General features: G+C 74.8%; 15 protein-coding genes. 9 read left to right on the forward strand and 6 right to left on the reverse strand.

The window, feature by feature from the left end; genetic code table 11:
* Positions 1-10 precede the first annotated feature (10 nt).
* The 3 genes from ACFYST_RS10695 to ACFYST_RS10705 are packed head-to-tail and all read right to left on the reverse strand — an operon-like array spanning position 11 to position 2,779.
* Complete coding sequence (locus tag ACFYST_RS10695) at positions 11-1,159, reverse strand: bifunctional RNase H/acid phosphatase (RefSeq protein WP_387861333.1); 1,149 nt, start codon at positions 1,157-1,159, stop codon at positions 11-13.
* Positions 1,160-1,164: 5 nt separating this feature from the next.
* Complete coding sequence (locus ACFYST_RS10700; protein WP_387643369.1) at positions 1,165-1,908, reverse strand: zinc ribbon domain-containing protein; 744 nt, start codon at positions 1,906-1,908, stop codon at positions 1,165-1,167.
* A 34-nt stretch (positions 1,909-1,942) separates the two neighbouring features.
* The gene (locus tag ACFYST_RS10705; protein WP_387861335.1) at positions 1,943-2,779 is read right to left on the reverse strand and encodes a Nif3-like dinuclear metal center hexameric protein; all 837 of its coding nucleotides are present in this window, start codon (positions 2,777-2,779) and stop codon (positions 1,943-1,945) included.
* Positions 2,780-3,208: 429 nt separating this feature from the next.
* Here ACFYST_RS10705 and lanL point away from each other — a divergent pair, with 429 nt between their 5' ends.
* The 4 genes from lanL (at position 3,209) to ACFYST_RS10725 (ending at position 9,366) form a co-directional block, all read left to right on the forward strand.
* Positions 3,209-6,058, forward strand: a complete 2,850-nt coding sequence (gene lanL / locus ACFYST_RS10710; RefSeq protein ID WP_387861337.1) for a class IV lanthionine synthetase LanL — start codon at positions 3,209-3,211, stop codon at positions 6,056-6,058.
* A gap of 103 nt (positions 6,059-6,161) precedes the next feature.
* Positions 6,162-8,015 carry an alpha/beta hydrolase family protein gene (locus ACFYST_RS10715; protein WP_387861339.1) on the forward strand — a complete coding sequence of 618 codons (1,854 nt, stop codon included), beginning with the start codon at positions 6,162-6,164 and terminating at the stop codon, positions 8,013-8,015.
* Between the two features lie 162 nt (positions 8,016-8,177).
* A complete protein-coding gene (locus tag ACFYST_RS10720) occupies positions 8,178-8,321 on the forward strand; it encodes a VenA family class IV lanthipeptide (protein WP_387643362.1) in 144 nt (47 codons plus the stop codon).
* A gap of 892 nt (positions 8,322-9,213) precedes the next feature.
* Positions 9,214-9,366 carry a hypothetical protein gene (locus ACFYST_RS10725; protein WP_387643360.1) on the forward strand — a complete coding sequence of 51 codons (153 nt, stop codon included), beginning with the start codon at positions 9,214-9,216 and terminating at the stop codon, positions 9,364-9,366.
* Positions 9,367-9,484: 118 nt separating this feature from the next.
* Here ACFYST_RS10725 and ACFYST_RS10730 read toward each other — a convergent pair whose 3' ends face one another.
* Positions 9,485-10,564, reverse strand: a complete 1,080-nt coding sequence (locus tag ACFYST_RS10730) for an alcohol dehydrogenase catalytic domain-containing protein (protein WP_387861341.1) — start codon at positions 10,562-10,564, stop codon at positions 9,485-9,487.
* A 200-nt stretch (positions 10,565-10,764) separates the two neighbouring features.
* Between ACFYST_RS10730 and ACFYST_RS10735 the strand changes: the two genes are divergently transcribed.
* The 5 genes from ACFYST_RS10735 to ACFYST_RS10755 all read left to right on the forward strand — a co-directional run bounded on the left by ACFYST_RS10735 (position 10,765) and on the right by ACFYST_RS10755 (position 16,759).
* Positions 10,765-12,114 carry a M48 family metalloprotease gene (locus ACFYST_RS10735; RefSeq protein ID WP_387861342.1) on the forward strand — a complete coding sequence of 450 codons (1,350 nt, stop codon included), beginning with the start codon at positions 10,765-10,767 and terminating at the stop codon, positions 12,112-12,114.
* A gap of 79 nt (positions 12,115-12,193) precedes the next feature.
* Positions 12,194-12,853: a class I SAM-dependent methyltransferase gene (locus ACFYST_RS10740; protein WP_387861343.1), complete on the forward strand. Its 660-nt coding sequence runs from the start codon at positions 12,194-12,196 to the stop codon at positions 12,851-12,853.
* A 229-nt stretch (positions 12,854-13,082) separates the two neighbouring features.
* Positions 13,083-14,552: a hypothetical protein gene (locus ACFYST_RS10745; protein WP_387861345.1), complete on the forward strand. Its 1,470-nt coding sequence runs from the start codon at positions 13,083-13,085 to the stop codon at positions 14,550-14,552.
* Between the two features lie 7 nt (positions 14,553-14,559).
* Positions 14,560-15,558 carry an N-acetylmuramoyl-L-alanine amidase gene (locus ACFYST_RS10750; protein WP_387861347.1) on the forward strand — a complete coding sequence of 333 codons (999 nt, stop codon included), beginning with the start codon at positions 14,560-14,562 and terminating at the stop codon, positions 15,556-15,558.
* A gap of 205 nt (positions 15,559-15,763) precedes the next feature.
* Positions 15,764-16,759 (forward strand): hypothetical protein, encoded by a 996-nt coding sequence (locus ACFYST_RS10755; RefSeq protein WP_387861348.1) that lies wholly within the window; start codon positions 15,764-15,766, stop codon positions 16,757-16,759.
* 112 nt (positions 16,760-16,871) lie between these two features.
* On the opposite strand, the gene ACFYST_RS10760 is transcribed toward ACFYST_RS10755, so the two are convergent.
* Positions 16,872-17,951, reverse strand: coding sequence for a prenyltransferase (locus ACFYST_RS10760; protein WP_387861349.1), 1,080 nt, complete (start codon positions 17,949-17,951; stop codon positions 16,872-16,874).
* Entirely contained in the window at positions 17,948-18,688 is a 741-nt protein-coding gene (locus tag ACFYST_RS10765; protein WP_387643345.1) for a class I SAM-dependent methyltransferase, read from the reverse strand. The genes ACFYST_RS10760 and ACFYST_RS10765 overlap by 4 nt, the downstream gene beginning before the upstream one ends.
* Positions 18,689-18,721: the final 33 nt, after the last annotated feature.

Here is an 18,721-nt window from a genome sequence, read left to right on the forward strand (position 1 = left end):
CACGACGACGTCAGCGCAGGTGCGAGGTGTCGTTGAGCAGCCGCAGCGAGGCGTTGCCGTCGCTGTAGTACTGGACGGCGCACAGCGAGGCCGCGGAGAGTTCCATCCGGTGCACGGCGTCCGGCGGGGCGCCGAGGGCGAGCCGGACCAGGGTCTTGATCGGGCTGACGTGCGAGACCACCAGGACGGTCTTGCCCGGGTAGCGGGCGAGGATCTTGTCGCGGGCCTGCCCGGCCCGGTGGGCGAGCGTGGTGAGCGATTCGGCGCTGCCGGTGGGCTTGGCCTTGGCGGATCCGAAGAAGGCGGTCAGGTCGTCGGGGTGGCGTTCCATCACCTCGGCGAAGGTGAGGCCCTCCCAGTCGCCGAAGTCGAGCTCCCGCAGGCCCTCTTCGATCCGCACGTCCAGGCCGAGGCGGCGGGCGACGGCCTCGGCGGTCTGCCGGGTGCGCAGCATCGGCGAGCAGACCACGGCCTGCACGGTGCCGCGGGCGGCGAGCGCCTCGGCGGTGCGTTCGGCCTGCCAGACGCCCTTCTCGGAGAGGCCGGGGTCGCTGCCGGTGCTGCCGGAGAACTGCCGGAGCGGGGTGAGCGGGGTCTCGCCGTGCCGGAGGAACACCAGCGTGGTGGGGGCGCCGAGGTCGGCGGGCGCGGCCCAGCCGGCCCGGGGTGCGGGTGCGGCGGGCAGCGGCTCGTCCACCACGGGGGCGGCGGCGGCGGCCCGGGCCTTGGGCTCCCACTGGCGGCCGTGCTTCCCGGCGTCCATCGCCTCGTTGGCGAGCCGGTCGGCCTCCTTGTTCTTCTCCCGCGGGATCCAGGTGTACTCGACGTTGCCGCGCCCGGCGACGCCGCGGGCCTCGGCGGCGAGCGGCTGCATGTCGGGGTGCTTGATCTTCCAGCGGCCGGACATCTGCTCGACGACCAGCTTGGAGTCCATCTCGACCAGGATCCGGGCGTCCGGGTCGAGTGCGCGGGCGGCCTTCAGCCCGGCGATCAGGCCCTTGTACTCGGCGACGTTGTTGGTCGCCCGTCCGATGAACTCGGCGGCCTCGGCCAGGATCTCGCCGGTGCGGGCGTCGAGGACCACCGCGCCGTAGCCGGCCGGCCCCGGGTTGCCCCGGGAGCCGCCGTCGGCCTGAACGATGAACCGGGCTCCGGCCACCGGGGTCAGACGCCCGACTCGCCGGTGCGGACCAGGATCCGGCCGCAGTTCTCGCAGCGCAGCACCTTGTCGGCCGGCTCGGCCTTGATCGCGTTGAACTCGGTGATGGAGAACTCGGTGCGGCAGCCCTCGCAGCGGCGCTGGTACAGGCGGGCCGCGCCGACGCCGCCCTGCTGCTCGCGCAGGCGCAGGTAGGCCTTCATCAGGTCGGCGGGGATGACGTTGGCGACGGCCTCGCGGTCGCGGCGGACCTTCTCGACCTCGCCGTCGATCTCGGCGAACTTGGCGTCGCGGCGGCCCTCGGCCTCGGCGACCACGACGGCGGAGTGCTCCAGGCGGGCGGTGAGCTCGGTGACCCGGGTCTGCGCGGACTCCAGGCGCTCCATCACCTCCAGCACGATGTCCTCCAGGTCGCCCTGGCGCTTGGCCAGCGAGGCGTTCTCGTGCTGGAGGTTCTCCAGGTCCTTCGGCGAGGTGACCGCGCCGGAGTCCATCCGCTGCTGGTTGCGGGCGGACCGGGCACGGACCTGCTCGACGTCCGCCTCGGCCTTGGTCTGCTCGCGGGTGGTGTCGCCGAGCTGGGCCTGGGCGGCGACCACCAGGTCCTTGAGGGCGGTGTGGTCGGCGGTGGCCTTGTCGATCTCGACGTGCTCGGGCAGGGTGCGGCGCCGGTGGGCCAGCTGGTCGAGACGGGAGTCGATGGCCTGCAGGTCGAGCAGGCGGATCTGGTCGGCGGGCGCGGCGTTCACGCGGGATGGCTCCTGTGTGTGGGTTCGACGGGTGTCAGGGGGCGTACGGCATCGGCGCGTGCGCCGTCCACGGGTCGGTGACCCGGGTGGAGATGCGGGTCTCCAGTGGCCAACCGCGGTCGGTGGCACGGCTGGTGAGCTCGCGGGCGGCGAGGTTGAGCCAGGGCCACTCGGTGGCCCAGTGTGCGGCGTCGACCAAGGCGACGGGTGCCGCCTCGGTGGCCTCGGACGCGGGGTGGTGGCGCAGGTCGGCGGTGAGGTAGGCGTCCACGCCGGCCTTGCGGGCCTCGGCGAGGAAGGAGTCGCCGGAGCCGCCGCAGACCGCGACCCGGCGCACCTGCTGCTCCGGGTCGCCGGCGGCCCGGACGCCCGCCGCGGTGGCGGGCAGTCCGGCGGCGACCTGGGCGGCGAACGCGCTCAGCGTCATCGGCTGCGGGAGTTCGCCGATCCGGCCGCTGCCGCGGCGTCCCGCCGGGTCGGTCGGGTCGGCCACCAGCGGGCCGGTGACCTTCAGTCCGACGGCCTCGGCGAGGGCGTCGGAGACGCCCGGGTCGGCATGGTCGGCGTTGGTGTGCGCGACGTGCAGCGCGATGTCGTGCTTGATCAGGGTGTGCACCACCCGGCCCTTGAAGCCGGTCGCGGCGACCGTGGTGGTGCCGCGCAGGTAGAGCGGGTGGTGGGTGATCAGCAGGTCGGCGCCCCACTCGACGGCCTCGTCCACCACGGCCTGCACGGGGTCGACGGCGAACAGCACCCGGCCCACCTCGGCCTCGGGATCGCCGCAGACCAGGCCCACCGCGTCCCAGGACTCCGCCCACTGCGGGGGGTAGATCTCTTCGAGCACGGCGATGACGTCGGACAGTTTCGGCACCTGTCGAGACTACCGCGTGCCACGGCCCCGCCCGGCCGGGCCCGTCCGCCACCCGCCCTGCGGACGACTCGCACACCTGAGCGTCAACACGATGACAAGCGGTAGGCGGGCGTCCGAACGGGCACTTCCGGGCGGTCGGCAGCGCCGGCGGGCCGGTGGGCGCGTGGAACGCCCTGCCCAGACCCGTCAGGGCGAACGTATTCGAAAACGAATCCCGATCACCCTTAAGAGTGAAGTGACTCGTCCGGTGTTGAGTCACCCCCTCCCCGAAAGTAACTTCAGTCCTGCGAACGAGAGTTGCCTCGACCGGGGGGTCGAAAAAGGCGACCGGCCGAAATTCCCGGCGGAATTCGACCGGCGCGGGCGAGCCTCTCGTGAACTTCCGCAGACCGCGATCGGTCGAGTCCACCACGAAGGGGTGTGAAGCAGATGGGGGCGGGCACACCGCTGCGCAGGACAGGGGGGCCGGTACCGGTCGACGACGAGCCGGGGGCGGACGGCACGTTGGTGGAGGTGGCGCGGGCGGCCGTGGCCGGCAGCCGGGCCCGGGGCGGAGACGGCGACTGGACGATCGCGGTCGAGGGCTTCTGGTGCACGGTCCGGCCGCCCGGCCGCGAACTGCCCGAACAGGGCTGGAAGCTGCACGTCGCCGCCGCCTCCCCGGTCGGGGCCGAGGTGCTGGCCGCAGTCGCCGCGGTGATCGCCGAAGACCCTTGCGCCTTCAAGTTCACCGCCGACCGGGAACGCCTGCACGAAATCAATTCCCGCAACAGCGACCGGGCTTCGGCCGGGAAATTCATCACCGTCTATCCGGACGGCGACGAACAATTCCGCCGGCTCGCCGAGGAACTCCACCGGGCCACCGAGGGAATGCCCGGACCGGCGATTCTCTCCGACCGCCCGTACCGCCCCGGCAGCCTGGTGCACTACCGCTACGGCGGCTTCGCCGGCCGCGCGCTGCTGGGCAACGACGGCGCGTACCGCTCGATGCTGCGCGGCCCGGACGGCGAGTCGGTCGAGGACGTCCGCACCGCGTCCTACCGCTGCCCGCCATGGGTGGTCGACCCCGTCGAGGGGGCGGGATCGACCACCAACACGGGGGCGAGGACGGGCGGGCGCCGGGCCGGCGTGCTGCTGGACGGCCGCTGGGCGCTCACCGCCGCGCTGCGGCACAGCGCCAAGGGCGGCGTGTTCCTGGGCACCGACCCGGCCACCGGCGCCGAGGTGGTGGTCAAGCAGGCCCGCGCCCACATCGAGGTCGACCGGGCCGGCACCGACGCCCGCACGGCACTGCGGAACGAGGCCGAACTGCTCGACCGACTGGCCGACACCGGGTTGACGCCACGGATGCACGCCCTGGTCGAGCAGCAGGACTCACTGTTCCTGGTCCAGGAGCGCATCCCCGGCCAGGCGCTCGGCAGCTGGGCGGCGGCCCGACTGCGGCGCGACGGCGCCCCCGACGTCCCGTGGGCCGAGGCCGGACCGCTGGCGCTGGCACTGCTCGACCTGGTGGAGCGCGTCCACGAGCAGGGGCTGGTGCTGCGCGACCTCTCCCCCGGCAACGTGCTGGTCCGGCCTGACGGCACCGTCCGCCTGGTGGACCTCGAACTCGCCGTGCCCGCGGGGACACTGGCCGGCACCGCCGGCACCCCCGGGTACCGCGCCCCCGAGCACGCCGGCCCGCAGCGCACCGACCTGGCCGACCCCCGCGCCGACCTGTACGCGCTCGGCGGCCTCTACTTCCTGCTCGCCACCGGCCACGACCCGCTGCTGCCGGACGACCGGCCGCTCGCCCGCCCCGTCGCCGAACGCCTCGGCCGCTGGCTGGCACCGGCCGCCCGCGAAGGCCTCACCGCACGCCGGCTGGCACCGCTGGTGCTCGGGCTGCGCGCCGAGGAGCCCGAGCGGCGGTGGAGCCTGGCCCGGGTCCGGAAGGAGCTCACCGCGCCCACCGGACAGGCCCACGTCCCGGGCCCGGTCGGCCCGGCCACCCCGCCACCGCTGGACCGGCTGCTGCACGACGGTCTGCGTCACCTGGCGGCCACCGCCACCCCGGAGCGGCGCGACCGGCTGTGGCCGGCCGTCACCTCCGGGCAGCTCACCGACCCGTGCAACGTGCAGCACGGCGCCGCCGGTGTGCTCGCCGTGCTGGCCCGGGCGAGCCTCGCGCCGCTGCCGGAACCCGTCCGCGAACAGGCCCGGGCCACCGCCCGGGCGGCCGCCGAGTGGATCGAACGGCGCTGCGCCGCCGAACCCGTGGTGCTGCCCGGCCTGCACTTCGGCCGCTCCGGCGCCGCCTGGGCGCTGTTCGACGCCGCCGACGCCCTCGACCACCCCGGCCTCGCCGAACGGGCCGCCGCGATGGCGATGAAGGTCCCGCTGGTCTGGCCCAACCCGGACATCTGCCACGGCGCCGCCGGGGCCGGGTTCCTCCAGCTGCGCGCCCACCGCGCCACCGGGGCACGCCAGTTCCTCGACCGCGCCGCGCACTGCGCCCGCACCCTGCTGGCCGCCGCCCGCGCCGAACCGTACGGGACGGTCTGGCCGGTGCCCGCCGACTTCGACTCGGCGCTCGCCGGGGCGGTGCACCTCGGCCACGCCCACGGGGTGGCCGGCGTGGGCGCCTTCCTGCTGGCCTGCGCCGAACGGCTGAGCGCCGACCCCGAACTGTCGGACTCCGCACGGGAGTTGATGGCCGGCGCGGAGCTGGCCGTACAGACCCTGGAAGCCACCGCGCGGTGGGACGGCGAGGCCGCGTGGTGGCCGCAGAGCCACGGCGACCCGGCGCACGTCCGGCTGGCGCACTGGTGCAGCGGCTCCTCCGGCGTCGGCACCTTCCTGATCCGGTTCTGGCAGGCCACCGGCGACGACCGGGCCCGCCGACTGGCGCGGGCCGCCGGCCGGGCCGTCTTGGACGGCCGCTGGCACAGCGGGGTCTCCGCCTGCCACGGCCTGGCCGGCAACGGCGAGTACCTGCTCGACCTGGCCCGGGCCACCGGCGAGAGCCGCTTCCGGCACGGCGCCCACGAGCTCGCCCGGCTGATCGCCGCCCGCGCCGCACTCCGCGACGGCCTGCTGGTCCTCCCCGACGAGACCGGCACCGGCTGCACCCCCGCGTACGGCACCGGCACCACCGGCCCGCTCGCCTTCCTGCTCCGCCTGCGCCACCCGGGGCCGCGCCTGTGGTCCGACCCGGAGCCGTACCGCGCAGGCACTTTGACGCCACCTCAACTCGACGCACCGGAGTTGAGCGGGACCGCGACGGGAGGGCGGCAATGAAGAAGTGCGCCGAGCCGCGGCTCGCCCTGCCCCGACGCTGTCCGGGCCGTCAACTCCCGCCCACCACCCGACCGTTGCGCCACCGTTCGGCAGGAGGTCCCCGATGAGCACGGCGACTGTGCGCACCGCGCCGCAGGCGTTGCGGCGACTGAGTTTCACCTTCGCCGGGGACGGCTCGCACGCGGCCTGCCTGGCGGCCGGGGCCGACGGCGCCTGGCAGGTGGAGAGTTGGCGACTGCCGGAGTACGGCGAGGCGGCGCCGGTGGTGCTGTCGGAGGGGCGGGCGGAGAGCCTGCGGTCGCAGCTGGCCGCACTGCCGGACGGGCGGGTGCTGGTGTGCCGGCACGACGGCGACCGGCACGCGCTGGTGCTGCTGTCGCCCGGGGAGCCCGAACTCCCGCTGGCCGCCATGCGGTTGCCGGGCCTGCGGATGCTGGCGATGCCCGGCCCGGCCGGGGCGGCGGGCGCGCCGGTCGCGGTGCTGCTCGGCACCGACACCCGCCCGGTGACCACGGTGTGGCTGCTGGCGGCGGACGGTTCGGCGCCCCGCGAGGTGGCCGAGCTGCCGGGGCTGCACGGCGGCGGGGTGTGGCTGGACGCGACCGGCCGGCTGCTGGCGCTCGACCGGGTGGCCGACGGGATGGTCAAGACCGTCGTACTGGATCTCCAACTCGGCTCCACCACACCACTGTTGGAGCTCGGCGGGACCAGCAACGACCGGCTGGTGCTGTTCGACCCGGCGACGGGCTTCGGGATGCTGCGCAGCGACGCGCCGGGCGCGGACCGGCTGGGCTGGGCGCTGATCGGCGGTGCCGAGCCGGTGCGCTTCCCCGACTGCCTGCACCAGCCGGGCCGACTGCTGCGGCCGATCGCGCTCGCCCCGCCCGCGCCGGGCGCGGAGCCCCGGGTGGTGCTCCAGGTCGATCACGGCGCGGCGTCCTCGCTGGTGCTGTGGCAGCCGGGCAGCGGGCGGCTCGACCCGCTGGCGGTGCCGCCGGGGCGGCTCGGCGCGGTCGGGCACTGGTCGCCGGCGGGCCTGCGGATGCCGTACTCGGCGCCGGACCGCCCGGCCGCGCTCGCCACCCTGGACGTGGACGCGCTGCTGCCGGGCACGGCACGGCCGGACGGCTGGCGGCTGGACGGCTCGGCCGGGCCCGGGGACGGCAGCCGGTGGCAGTCGGCGCGGTGCGTGGAGCTGGCCGGCCCGGCGGGGCCGGTCGAGGCGGTGGTGTACGGCGGCGAGCACTGGCTGTCCGCCCCGCACCTGGTGCTGGCGCTGCACGGCGGCCCGGCGGACGCCTGGCGGCTGGAGTTCGACCCGGCGCTCCAGCGGATGACGGCGCAGGGCCTGGCCGTGCTCGCCCCGAACCAGCGCGGTTCGACGGGCTACGGCACGGAGTTCGCGATGGCGATCCGCGGCGCGTGGGGCGGCCCCGACCTGGACGACGTACTGGCGCTGCTGGAGGGCGTGGCCGGGCAACGGGCCGCGCTGGGTCTGGAGCCGCCGGCCCTGTTCGGTGTCAGCTACGGCGCGTTCCTGGCGCTGCTCGCGGCGGCGCACGCCCCGGCGGGGACGGTGTCGCGGTGCGCGGTGGTGGCACCGTTCCTGTCCGGCGCCCGCCTGCTCGCGGAGGCCTCGCCCCCCGTCCGGGCGCTCACCACCCGGCTCGGCGGCGACCTGCCGATCGACGACGCCCGGGGCCCGCGCGACGTCCTGCTCCTCGCGCACCGGCTGCGCACCCCGCTGCTGGTGGTGCACGGGGACCGCGACGAGGTGGTGCCGGTCGGTCAGTCCCGACTGCTGCGGCACGAGTTGCTGCGGCTCGGCCGGGCCGAGGGCGCCGACTTCCGCTACGTGGAGGCGGCGGGCGCGGGGCACGAGGTGCTCGCTGAGGAGGGCGCGGCCGTGCTGCACGAACTGCTCGCGAGGTTCCTGCGCACCGGCAGACCCGCCTGACCCGCCTGTTCAGCAGAAGATTTCCCGCCGCGCGCGGGAGCCCGCCGGCCTGCCCGGCTGCGGCCCGGAGCGCGATCGGCGGGGCCGGACCTGCGACGGGATTTCCCGTCGCGGTCGTCGGACACGTCCGTGCCCGACGAAACAGATAGGGGAGGAAACACCATGGAGAACATGACCGCGTTCGAGACCGACCTCGCCGCCCTGCAGGAGCTGCCGGAGGTGGAGTCGGTCGAGCTGGGCGGCCACGGCGACGGGTGCCAGCTGACCTGCCTGGCGGTGACCTGCCTGCTCTTCACCATCGCCTGACGCCCAGGCGCCCGGCCCGGGTCGTGTCCGCTCCCGTTCGCGGGGGCGGGCACGGCCCTCGGCCGCCCCGCCCACCCGTCCTGGTTCCCTCACATCTGCCCGGAGTTGACTCGTGCGAGGCTGGTGGTCGGTCGCGCTGACGGTGTCGGTACCGCTGGAGGCGGCGACGGCACTGGCTCTGCCCGGGTCGGCAGGTGTGGTCCTGGACACCGTGGTGGCGGGGCGCCCCACGGGTCGGGCGATCGCCGGACTGGCGGCCCTGCTGGTGCTCGGGGCGGCCGCGTCGACACTGGCCCGGGCGGCCGGTCCGGCGGATCCACGAACTTCCTTGCTGCGTAAGGCAACGGCACCGGCCGCCTCGGCGGGCGCGGTGCTAGGGGCTGTCTTCAAACCCGCGTCGCAGCCCCGCGGCGTCTGCACGTCTTCGGACGCCATGGCCGGACGGCGCTGCTCCTCACGACGGTGGAACTGACGGTACTGGGCACGACCGGCCGGCTGGTGGCGGCCGATGGACTGCCCGTCGGTGCGGTCGCCGCGGCGACGGGCTGGGTGGCACTGGGCCTGGGCCTGGTCGACCGGGCAGGCCGGCGGTGGACGGACGGGGGCGTGTCCGATGGTGGCGAACGGGCATCCCGGACATTCAGGTCGATCGCCGAACGGATCGTTGCCGTCGGCCACTTGACGACGGCACCGCCGGGTGCGGGTTCCGGGGCGCGACGCGCATGGTTTGGGTAGGCTCCGATTCGATCCGGCCGTTATCGTGGCCCCGCGCGGGCCGACCACGATGGCGGCCTGCTTCCTGCTGTCCGGGTCCCTGGCACACCGGTGCGCCGAGGCGTACCGGTGCACCTTTTCGCAGAGACCGCCCATTCGCACGGAGAAGACTGACCAGATGTCCGAGTCCATCGACGACACCACCGAGCACGACCACCGCGCGCCCGGCGCCGACGAGAGCGCCGACGGCGTGGCTCACGGCCGGCACCGGGGCACCACCGCCAACGACGACAGCGCGGACGCGGACCCGCACGGCCGCCACCGGCGCTGACGTTCGGGCCGTCGCGGGCCGGACGGCCCGCCGCACGACCACCTCGCACCGCCGACGCCCCCGGCCCGTCACCGTCCTGACGAGCCGGGGGCGTCGGCCGTTCGAAAGCCGAAGGCCGTCAGTCGACCGTGAGCACCGTCCGCAGTGCCTCGCCGCTGCGCATCTGCCGGATCGCCTCGTTGACCTCGGTGAGCGGCAGCCGGTGGGTGATCATTCCGGCCAGGTCGAGCCGGCCGGCCCGCCACAGGTCGATCGCCCGGTCCGCGGTGCGGCGGACGTCGCCGCCGCCGTACATGGACGGCAGCAGGCGCTTCTCGTTGAAGAACAGTTCGCCCAGGCTGAAGGAGACCCGGTCGTCCGCCGCGCCCGCGCCGATCACCACCACCGCGCCGCCGCGCCGGGCGGCGTCGTAGCCGGCCCGGACGGTCTCGGAGCGGCCGACGGCCTCGAAGACGTAGTCGAAGCCGCCGCCGGGGACGCCGCGGGCGACGGACTTGAGGTCCTCGGGGGCGATCGCCTCGGTGGCGCCGAAGCCGAGTGCCCGCTCGCGGCGGGAGGCCACCGGGTCGACCACGGTGATCCGGGCGGCGCCGCAGATCCGGGCGCCCTGGACGGCGGCGATGCCGACCCCGCCCGCGCCGATCACGGCGACGGCCGAACCGGGCTCCACCCGCGCGGTGTTGACGGCGGCGCCGAGTCCGGTGGTGACGCCGCAGCCGATCAGCGCGGCCAGGTCGTACGGCAGGTCGGCGGGCACCGGCAGCAGGGTGCCGGCGGCGACCACCAGTTCCTCGGCGAAGGTGCCGGTGCTGTAGAAGCCGTACGCGTCGGTGTCGCCGCCGATCCGGAACGTCGGGGTGGAGAGCCGGCGGAGTGAGGCCACGCACAGGTGGCTCCGGCCGCTCCGGCAGGCGGGGCAGTCCCCGCAGGGCGGCATCCAGCACAGCACCACCCGGTCGCCGGGCGCGAGCCGCGTCACGCCCTCGCCGACCTCGACCACCTCGCCGGCGCCCTCGTGGCCCGGCACGAACGGCGCGGGCTGCGGCAGCACGCCGGACATCGCGGACAGGTCGGAGTGGCAGAGGCTGGCGGCGTGCAGCCGGACCCGGACCATGCCCGGTCCGAAGCCGACCGCTTCGACGTCGTCACGGACGTCCAGGGTGTCCTGTCCGGTCTTGTGCAGGATCGCTGCGCGCACGGGCTGCTCCTGGGGTGAGGGCCACCGCGCACGGGTGACGACCCGGCGGCGGCGAAGGGCGGACGAGGGGGGTGGAACACGTTCCACTGCGGGCCGCCCTCTGTATAGCGCATCGACCTCCCCGCGCGGCAGCCCACCAACGGCCACCAGGCCGGAAACCGCTTTCCCGCCGCCTCCCGCCCGTGGCATGATCCGCCGCCATGTCCACCACCGACGCCCCCGCCGACCGACCCGCCGCCGCCGGATCCGCCGAGCGCTGCCCCGACTGCCGGTCCGCGCTCGCCGTCAACGAGCGCTTCCCGACCTGGTGCCCGAGCTGCGAGTGGAACCTGCTGCCGCCCGAGCCGGCCCCCACGAACCGGACGCCACGTCAGCAGCGCGCGGCGGAGCGGGCCGAGCGCCGCAGGGAAGCCGCCCGGCGGGACGTCAGGGAGCGCTCCGAGCAGGTGTTCAATCTGGTGTCCGCAGGCGGCTCCGACCTGCGGGACGGCTCGACGACGGCGGCGTTCGCGCTGGCCGGGGTGGTGCACCTGATCTCGCTGACGGTGCTGCTGCTCGGGCTCGGCCTGGTCACCGGGCTGCTGCTGCCGGGCTGGCCGGGCCGACTGCTCGGGGTGATCGCGCTGGCCGTCGCCTTCCAACTGCGCCCCCGGCTGGGCCGCCCGGCCCGCGACGGGGTGCTGGACCGCACCGCCGCGCCCGCCCTGTACGCGCTGGTCGACCGGATCTCCGAGGAACTGGGCGCGCCGAAGGTCGACTCGATCGCGGTCGACGGCGAGTGGAACGCCTCGTTCGCCGTGCTCGGGCTGCGCCGCCACCGGCAGTTGACGATCGGCCTGCCGCTGTGGACGGCGCTCGCCCCGCAGCAGCGGGTCGCGGTGCTCGCCCACGAGATCGGACGCTGCGTCAACGGCGACCGTCGGCGCAGCCTGTGGAACGGCTCGGCGCTGGGCGCCCTGGTCGAGTGGTACCGGATGACCGTGCCGAGCCCGACCCGGACCCAGCGAGGCCTGATCGGCGTGCTGGTGGTGCTCGCCGAACTGGTCGCGAACCGGGTCCTGTGGGTGCTCAACCGGGCGGTGCACGGGCTGACGCTGCTGATGAACCGGCTGTGGATGCGCGCCGGACAGGCCGCCGAGTACCGGGCCGACCTGCTGGCCGTCCGGCTGACCTCGGTCGCCGACACCCGGGGCGCGCTGACCGCGTTGCTGCACCGGCAGACCTTCGAGACGGTGCTGAACCGTCAGCGCACCGTGCCCCCGCGGCGGACCGGCAGCGGCCGGGACGCCGCCCCCGACCTGTGGCAGTCACTGGCCGAGGCCGTCCGCACCGTCCCGCCGCTGGAGACCGAGCGCCGCCTGCGCGCGGCCGCCAGGCTGGCCGAGGCCGTGGACAGCACGCACCCGCCGACCTACCTGCGGCTGCGGATGCTCACCGCCGCCAAGCCCGAGCAGCACCGGCACCCCGTGGTGCTGGACTCCGGCCGGGCCGCCCTGATCGAGGCCGAGCTCGCCGCCCGCCGCGAGCGGATCGCCGTCGACCTGCTCTGACCGGTCGGCCCGCGAACGGGCGTTCCTACCATCCAGTAGGGTCCTGGTCAGTCCCCCACCAGCCCGGCAGGAGCGCCCGATGACCGACCTCGACCCCGCGGCCCCGGCCACGCCCGACCCGCAGGTGCTCGCCGCGTTCCGCGCCGCCACCGGCTTCATGCCCGAGGACGAGGGCCTGGCGCTGTACGCCGCCGCACTCGACGCCGCCGGACGCACCGGGCTGCCGGTACTGGAGATCGGCACCTACTGCGGACGCTCGGCGATCCTGCTGGCCGACGCCGCCCGCCGCACCGGCACGGTCGCCCTCACCGTCGACCACCACCGCGGGTCCGAGGAGCAGCAGCCCGGCTGGGAGTACCACGACCCGACACTGGTCGACCCGGAGGTCGGCCTGATGGACACCCTGCCGCGCTTCCGCCGCACCCTGCACGCCGCAGGCCTCGAACCGCACGTGGTCGCGCTGGTCGGCCGCTCCCCGCAGATCGCGGCGGTCTGGCAGGGCCGGCTGTCGCTGGTGTTCATCGACGGCGGGCACACCGACGAGCACGCCACCGGCGACTACCTGGGCTGGGCCCCGCACCTCGCCGAGGACGGCCTGCTGGTGGTGCACGACGTCTTCCCCGACCCGGCGGACGGCGGCCAGGCCCCGTACCGGGTGTACCTGCGGGCGCTGGACGAGGGATTCGAGGAGATCTCGGTGACGGGCTCGCTGCGGGTGCTGCGCCGCGCCACGTCCTGACCCACCGCGACCGACCCGCGATTCGCCGATTTTCCGGCCGTGACCGGGAACGATCACGGCCTCAGCGGCGTCGTCCACACCACGGCGCGTTGTTGCGGGACCGCCGTGACCCGCACCGCCGACGGCCGGTACGGTGTCGGGGCGGCGGACCACGGACGGCCGGTGCGGGGCGCGGGTCGTACGGCGGCAGAGCCATCGGCGGGTCAGTAGGCGGGGGCGAGGACACGGCATGACGGAGCAGGGCAAGGCCGCGCGAGCGGTGTGGGATCCGACCGCGAACAACGGCGCGGGCGGCTGGGTCCGCCGGCCGATGGCGGAGGACCCGGCGGCCGCCGGTCCGCCCACCACGGCGATCCCGCTCCCGAAGATCGCGCCCGGACCCGTCGCACCCGCCGCCCCGGTCCCTCCGGTCACCCCCGTTGCCCCCGTCGTCCCCCAGCCGCCGCAGCCCGAGGCGCCGCGCACCGCCGCGGCCCCCGGCCCGGCGACACCGCCGCCCCGCACGCAGCAGCCGGCCGCCCCCGCGCCGCCGACCGCCCAGCAGCCGCCCGCCGCGCCGCCCGTCCCGCAGCCACCGCAGCTCCCGCAGCAGACCTTCGGCGGGCAGCAGTTCCCGCCGCCGCAGCCGCCACCGCAGGGCCAGACGTTCGGTGGTCAGCAGCAGTTCGACCAACCGCCTTTCGCCCAGCAGCAGTTCGGCACCCCGCCGCCCCCGCCCGGACCGCAGCCCCCGCCGCAGACCTTCGGTGGGCAGCAGACCTTCGGCGACCAGTCCGGCTTCGGCGGCCAGCAGTTCCCGCCCCAGGGCCAGTCCTTCGGCGGTCAGCAGCAGTTCGACCAACCGCCTTTCGCCCAGCAGCAGTTCGGCACCCCGCAGCCCTCGTACGGCGGGCAGCAGACCTTCGGCGGTCAGCCCGGCTTCGGTGGCCAGCCGCAGTTCGCGAACGGCGGGTACGGCGGCCAAGAGCCCGACTTCGACTACGAGGAGGACCCGCGGCGGCGGCGCACCCCGGTGCTGATCGGCGCGGCGGTGGCACTGCTGCTGGTGATCGGCGTCGGCGTGGTGTGGGCGGTGAAGAACAGCGACAGCGGCACCTCGTCCGAGTCGAAGGGCGGCAACTCGGCCCCGGCGCACGATCCGTCGCAGGGCGGCACGGGCGGCGCCTCGCCGTCGGCCTCCGTGCCGAACACCGCCGGCCCGTCCCCGTCGAGCTCGGCCTCGGCCTCGGCCGGTCCGGACGCGGCGACCGAGGCGAAAGCGCTGGACGCGCTGCTGACGAAGGGCGAGAACGCGAAGGCGCCGATCGGCAACGCGGTGGCGAAGGTGCGCAGCTGCCCGCCGAAGACGGAGATCGACAACGCCGCGAAGGTGTTCGACACCGGCGCCCAGCAGCGTGACCAACTGATCGCCGAGCTGGCCCAGTTGCACACCGACAATCTGCCCGGCGGGGCCGACGCGGCGGCGAAGCTGAAGGACGCCTGGCAGGCGTCCGGGGACATCGACCGGGCGTACGCGGCGTGGGCGCGCACCGTCTCCAGCCAGGGCTGCGCCAACAACACGGCGCCCAGCACGGCCGATCTGACCCGTGCCAACGATCTCAACCCGCAGGCCACCCAGTCCAAGAAGGACTTCGTGGCGAAGTGGAAGCCGATCGCCGACACCTACGGTCTGACGGCGCGTACCTGGGACAGGATCTGAGGAACCATTGACCGGCCGTACCACCCCACCCCCCGTCGAGCCCGATTCCTACCCCGACGACGGCGACCCCGAGCGGCGCACCGCACGCTGGCGCCCGGCCGTGAAGCTGGCGAGCGTGGTGCTGCCGGTGTGTCTGATCGGCTGGCTGGGCTGGCAGGCGGTCGCGAACAGCTCGCGGGACGTCACCTCGCACCCGGCTGCCTCACCGCGCTACGCGGAGGGCGACCGGGTGGACGGCGCCGACCCGACGGACTCCCCCGCCCCGGACGGCAGTGCGTCCACCGGCCCGGCCGCGCCGGCCTCGCCGTCGGCCCAGGCCTCGGACGCCGGGAACCGCCCGCTGGCGGGGAAGACGGTGCTGCTCGACCCGGGCCACAACACCGGCAACGGCAAGCACACCACCGAGATCAACCGCCAGGTGGACATCGGCAACGGCCGCAAGGAGTGCGACACCACCGGCACCTCCACCGACGCGGGCTACTCGGAGGCCGAGTTCACCCTGGACGTGGTGCACCGGGCCCGGCAGATCCTCCAGGACCGGGGCGCGGCCGTGGTGCTCACCCAGGACGGTGACCGTCCGTGGGGTCCGTGCATCGACGAGCGGGCCCGGATCGGCAACGAGGCCAAGGCGGACGCCGCGGTCTCGATCCACGCGGACGGCGCGCCGGCGTCGGGCAGCGGCTTCCACGTGATCATGCCCGGCAGGGTGGTGGCCGGCCCGGCCGACACCGCCGCGGTCGTCGACCCGTCGCACCGGCTCGGCGTGCTGCTGCGCGACACGTTCAAGACCGGTACCGGCGAGCCGACGGCCGGTTATATCGGCCAGCAGGGCCTGGACACCCGCAGCGACCTGGGCGGACTCAACCTGTCGAAGGTCCCGAAGGTGTTCATCGAGTGTGGCAACATGCGCAACACCGGCGACGCGAAGCGGATGTCCGACCCGGAGTGGCGCCAGCGCGCCGCCCAGGCCGTCGCCGACGCTTTGACCAGCTATCTCACGGGGTGAGCCGCCAACCAGACCGTCCGTTCCGTCCCTGTCCTGTCCCCGTGCGGGACGCCCGTCCGACCTGTCCGGTTCGTGCCGGATCCGGAGGGCGCTGTGCACACGGCGTCGCGTTGGCCCTAGGCTTTTGCCCCGTTGTACCGCTCCGGTACTCCGGGGGCTCGGTCACCGCCCGCCGACCACGACTACACCAATGAGGGGAACGTCAGTGAATCTGCGCGCTCTCACCAGGGGAGACGCCGCCGTCGCCGGTGCGGCGGTACTGCTCCTGATTTCGTCCTTCCTGCCCTTCCGGAAGTTCGACTGCTCCGGCCTGGGCTGTACGGCCAAGACGGCCGACCTGTCATCGAACGCCTGGGCCTCGGGCCTGTTCCCGCTGCTGCCGTCGGTGGTGCTGACCGGCCTGGTCGGCGCGGTGCTGATCCTGCTGTTCCGGTTGCAGAAGGAGAACTGGGGCACCAAGCAGGTCGCCGGTCTGCGGCTGGACCAGTGGGGTACGGCGCTGGCCGTGCTCTCGTTCTGGGGCTGCCTGTGGACGCTGATCGGCTGCCCGGACCTCTACACCAACGGTGCGGGCGCCTACCTGTCCCTGCTCTCCACCCTGGTGCTCGCGGGCGCGGTGGTCGCCGGTCCGCTCGTCCCGGCCCTGCAGGGCCCGCTGATGCCCGCCACCCCGTCGGCGCCGACCACCCCGCAGCCGTTCCCCCCGTACGGCGGCCAGCCCGGCGCCCCCGGCCAGGTCGGCCAGCCCGGTCAGCCCGGTCAGCCCGGCGCGTACGGCTACCCGGGCGCGCAGCAGCAGCCGCAGCCGTTCCCCGGCCAGCCGCAGCCGCAGGCCGACCAGCCCGTGCCCGCCCAGCAGTTCGGCGGCCAGCCGGCCGGCGGCTACGGCTACCCGGCGCCCGCGCAGGCGGCCGCTCCGGCCCCGCAGCCGGCCTCGCAGCAGCCCACCGCCGTCCAGCCGGCCATCCAGGACCAGGTTCCGCCGCAGGCTGCCGCCGCGCCGTTCGCCCCGTTCTGGTTCGCCGTCCCGGCGGTCCGTCAGCTGGGCAACAAGGACAACCCGGCGGCCCCGCCGGTCGGTGAGCTGGTCCCCGGTACCTGGTACCTGGCGGTCGACCAGCGCGGTGCGGCGCTCGTCGCCCAGCTGCCCGACGGCACCCACGGCGTCCTGAACGACACCACGGGCATCCAGCGCGGCTGACGCCCGCCCAACGGGGGCGCGCAGGACTTCCCGCGCAACCCCGAACACGCCAAAAGGTCCGCCCGAGGAGGGAACTCCCCTCCCCGGGCGGACCTTTCGCTGTACCGACGACTCAGCAGCAGTCGCCGACCGCCAGCCCGGCCGGCAGGTGCTCCCCGCCGAACACGCTGACCGTCGCGTGGTCGCCGCCGAGGGCCGCGACGGCGAGCAGCAGCGCGCCGGCGGTCCAGGTGGTGCGCTCCTCGGGCCAGATCGCGTCGTCCTCGAAGACGTAGCCGGTCCAGTAGGAGCCGTCCTGGTGACGCAGGTGCTGGATCCAGCGGAGGATCTCGACGGCGCGGTCGGACTGTCCGGCGGCCCACAGCGCGAGCGCGAGTTCGGCGCTCTCGCCGCCGGTGACCCAGGGGCGGTCGCTGACGCAGCGGACGCCGAGGCCGGGGACGACGAACCGGTCCCATTCGGCGGCCAGCCGGGCCGTCGCCTCCTCGCCGCGCAGCGCGGTGCCGAGGACGGGGTAGTACCAGTCCATCGAGTAGCGGTCCTTGTCGAGGAACCGCTCGGGGTGGCGGGCGATGGCGTGCTGGAGGCGGCCGGCGGCGAGTTCCCAGTCCGGCTGGGGCCGGTCGAGGTGGTCGGCGACGGCGAGTCCGCAGCGCAGCGCGTGCAGGATCGAGCAGGAGCCGGTGAGCAGCGCGTCCGTCGCGGCGGTGCCGTCCTCGTCCTGGCGCCAGGCGATCGCCCCGCCGGGGAGGCTGAGCCGGACGGTGTGGTCGAGGGCGCGGCTGAGGGCGGGCCAGATGCGTTCCAGGAAGCGGTCGTCGCCGGTGGACAGGTGGTGGTGCCAGGCGCCGACGGCGATGTACGCGCAGAAGTTGGTCTCGCGGGCGCGGTCGGTGGCGGTGCCGTCGGCGATGCCGTCCTGCCCGTAGGCGTAGGCGGCGTACCAGGATCCGTCGGGGTTCTGCCGGTCGGCGAGCCACTGGTAGGCGGCTTCGGCGGCGGCGTGTTCGCCGGCGGTGTCGAGGGCCATCGCGGCCTCGGTGTGGTCCCAGGGGTCGAGGTGTCCGCCGTGGAACCAGGGGATCGCGCCGTCGGGCTGCTGGTGGGCGAGGATCGAGCGCACCGTGTCGGCGGCCTGGGCGGCGTCGAGGACGCCGTCCAGCAGCAGGGCCGCGGGGACGGCGGCGGTCACGCGCCGGTCCGGGGCTGGTGCGGCTTGCTGGCGTAGACGACGAAGGACTTGCCGAGCACCGGGTTGAGGGCCTTCTCGGCGGCCTTGGTGAGGGTGGAGATGACGGGGGTGCCGACGATGTCCCAGACCAGCAGCTGGTGGTAGGCGCGCACCGGCAGGGCCTTGTCGTTGTTGACGCCCATCGCGCACTTGATCCACCAGTACGGGGAGTGCAGGGCGTGCGCGTGGTGGTTGCCGTAGGGCTCCAGGCCGGCCCCGCGGACCTTCTCGATCAGTTCGTCGCCCTTGTAGATGCGGATGTGCCCGCCCTCGACCTCGTGGTACTCGTCGGACAGCGCCCAGCAGATCTTCTCCGGCAGGTAGCGGGGCACGGTGACGGCGAGCAGTCCGCCGGGCTTGAGGACGCGGACCATCTCGGCGAGCACGCCCTTGTCGTCGGGGATGTGCTCCATCACCTCGGAGATGATGATCCGGTCGAAGGTGTCGTCGTCGAACGGCAGGTTCAGCGCGTCGCCCTCCATGGCGGTGGCGCTGGCCCCGGCGGGGGCCTCGCCGGCCTGTTCCATGGCGGCGAACCACTTGCGGACCTCGGCGATCTCCTCGCCGTTCTGGTCCAGGGCGACCACGTTGGCGCCGCGCCGGTAGCACTCGAACGCGTGCCGGCCTCCGCCGCAGCCCAGGTCGAGCACCCGGTCTCCTGGGGCGAGCGGGAAGCGGGAGAAGTCGACGGTCAGCACTGCGGGGCTCCCATTCACGAGGGGTGGTACGGG

Origin of the sequence: Kitasatospora sp. NPDC004614 (assembly GCF_042873675.1) — a bacterium.
Classification (GTDB): domain Bacteria; phylum Actinomycetota; class Actinomycetes; order Streptomycetales; family Streptomycetaceae; genus Kitasatospora.

Coding starts and splice junctions, on each gene's coding strand:
- lanL (WP_387861337.1), top strand. CDS start 3,209: ATGGGGGCGGGCACACCGCTGCGCAGGACAGGGGGGCCGGTACCGGTC.
- ACFYST_RS10715 (WP_387861339.1), top strand. CDS start 6,162: ATGAGCACGGCGACTGTGCGCACCGCGCCGCAGGCGTTGCGGCGACTG.
- ACFYST_RS10720 (WP_387643362.1), top strand. CDS start 8,178: ATGGAGAACATGACCGCGTTCGAGACCGACCTCGCCGCCCTGCAGGAG.
- ACFYST_RS10725 (WP_387643360.1), top strand. CDS start 9,214: ATGTCCGAGTCCATCGACGACACCACCGAGCACGACCACCGCGCGCCC.
- ACFYST_RS10735 (WP_387861342.1), top strand. CDS start 10,765: ATGTCCACCACCGACGCCCCCGCCGACCGACCCGCCGCCGCCGGATCC.
- ACFYST_RS10740 (WP_387861343.1), top strand. CDS start 12,194: ATGACCGACCTCGACCCCGCGGCCCCGGCCACGCCCGACCCGCAGGTG.
- ACFYST_RS10745 (WP_387861345.1), top strand. CDS start 13,083: ATGACGGAGCAGGGCAAGGCCGCGCGAGCGGTGTGGGATCCGACCGCG.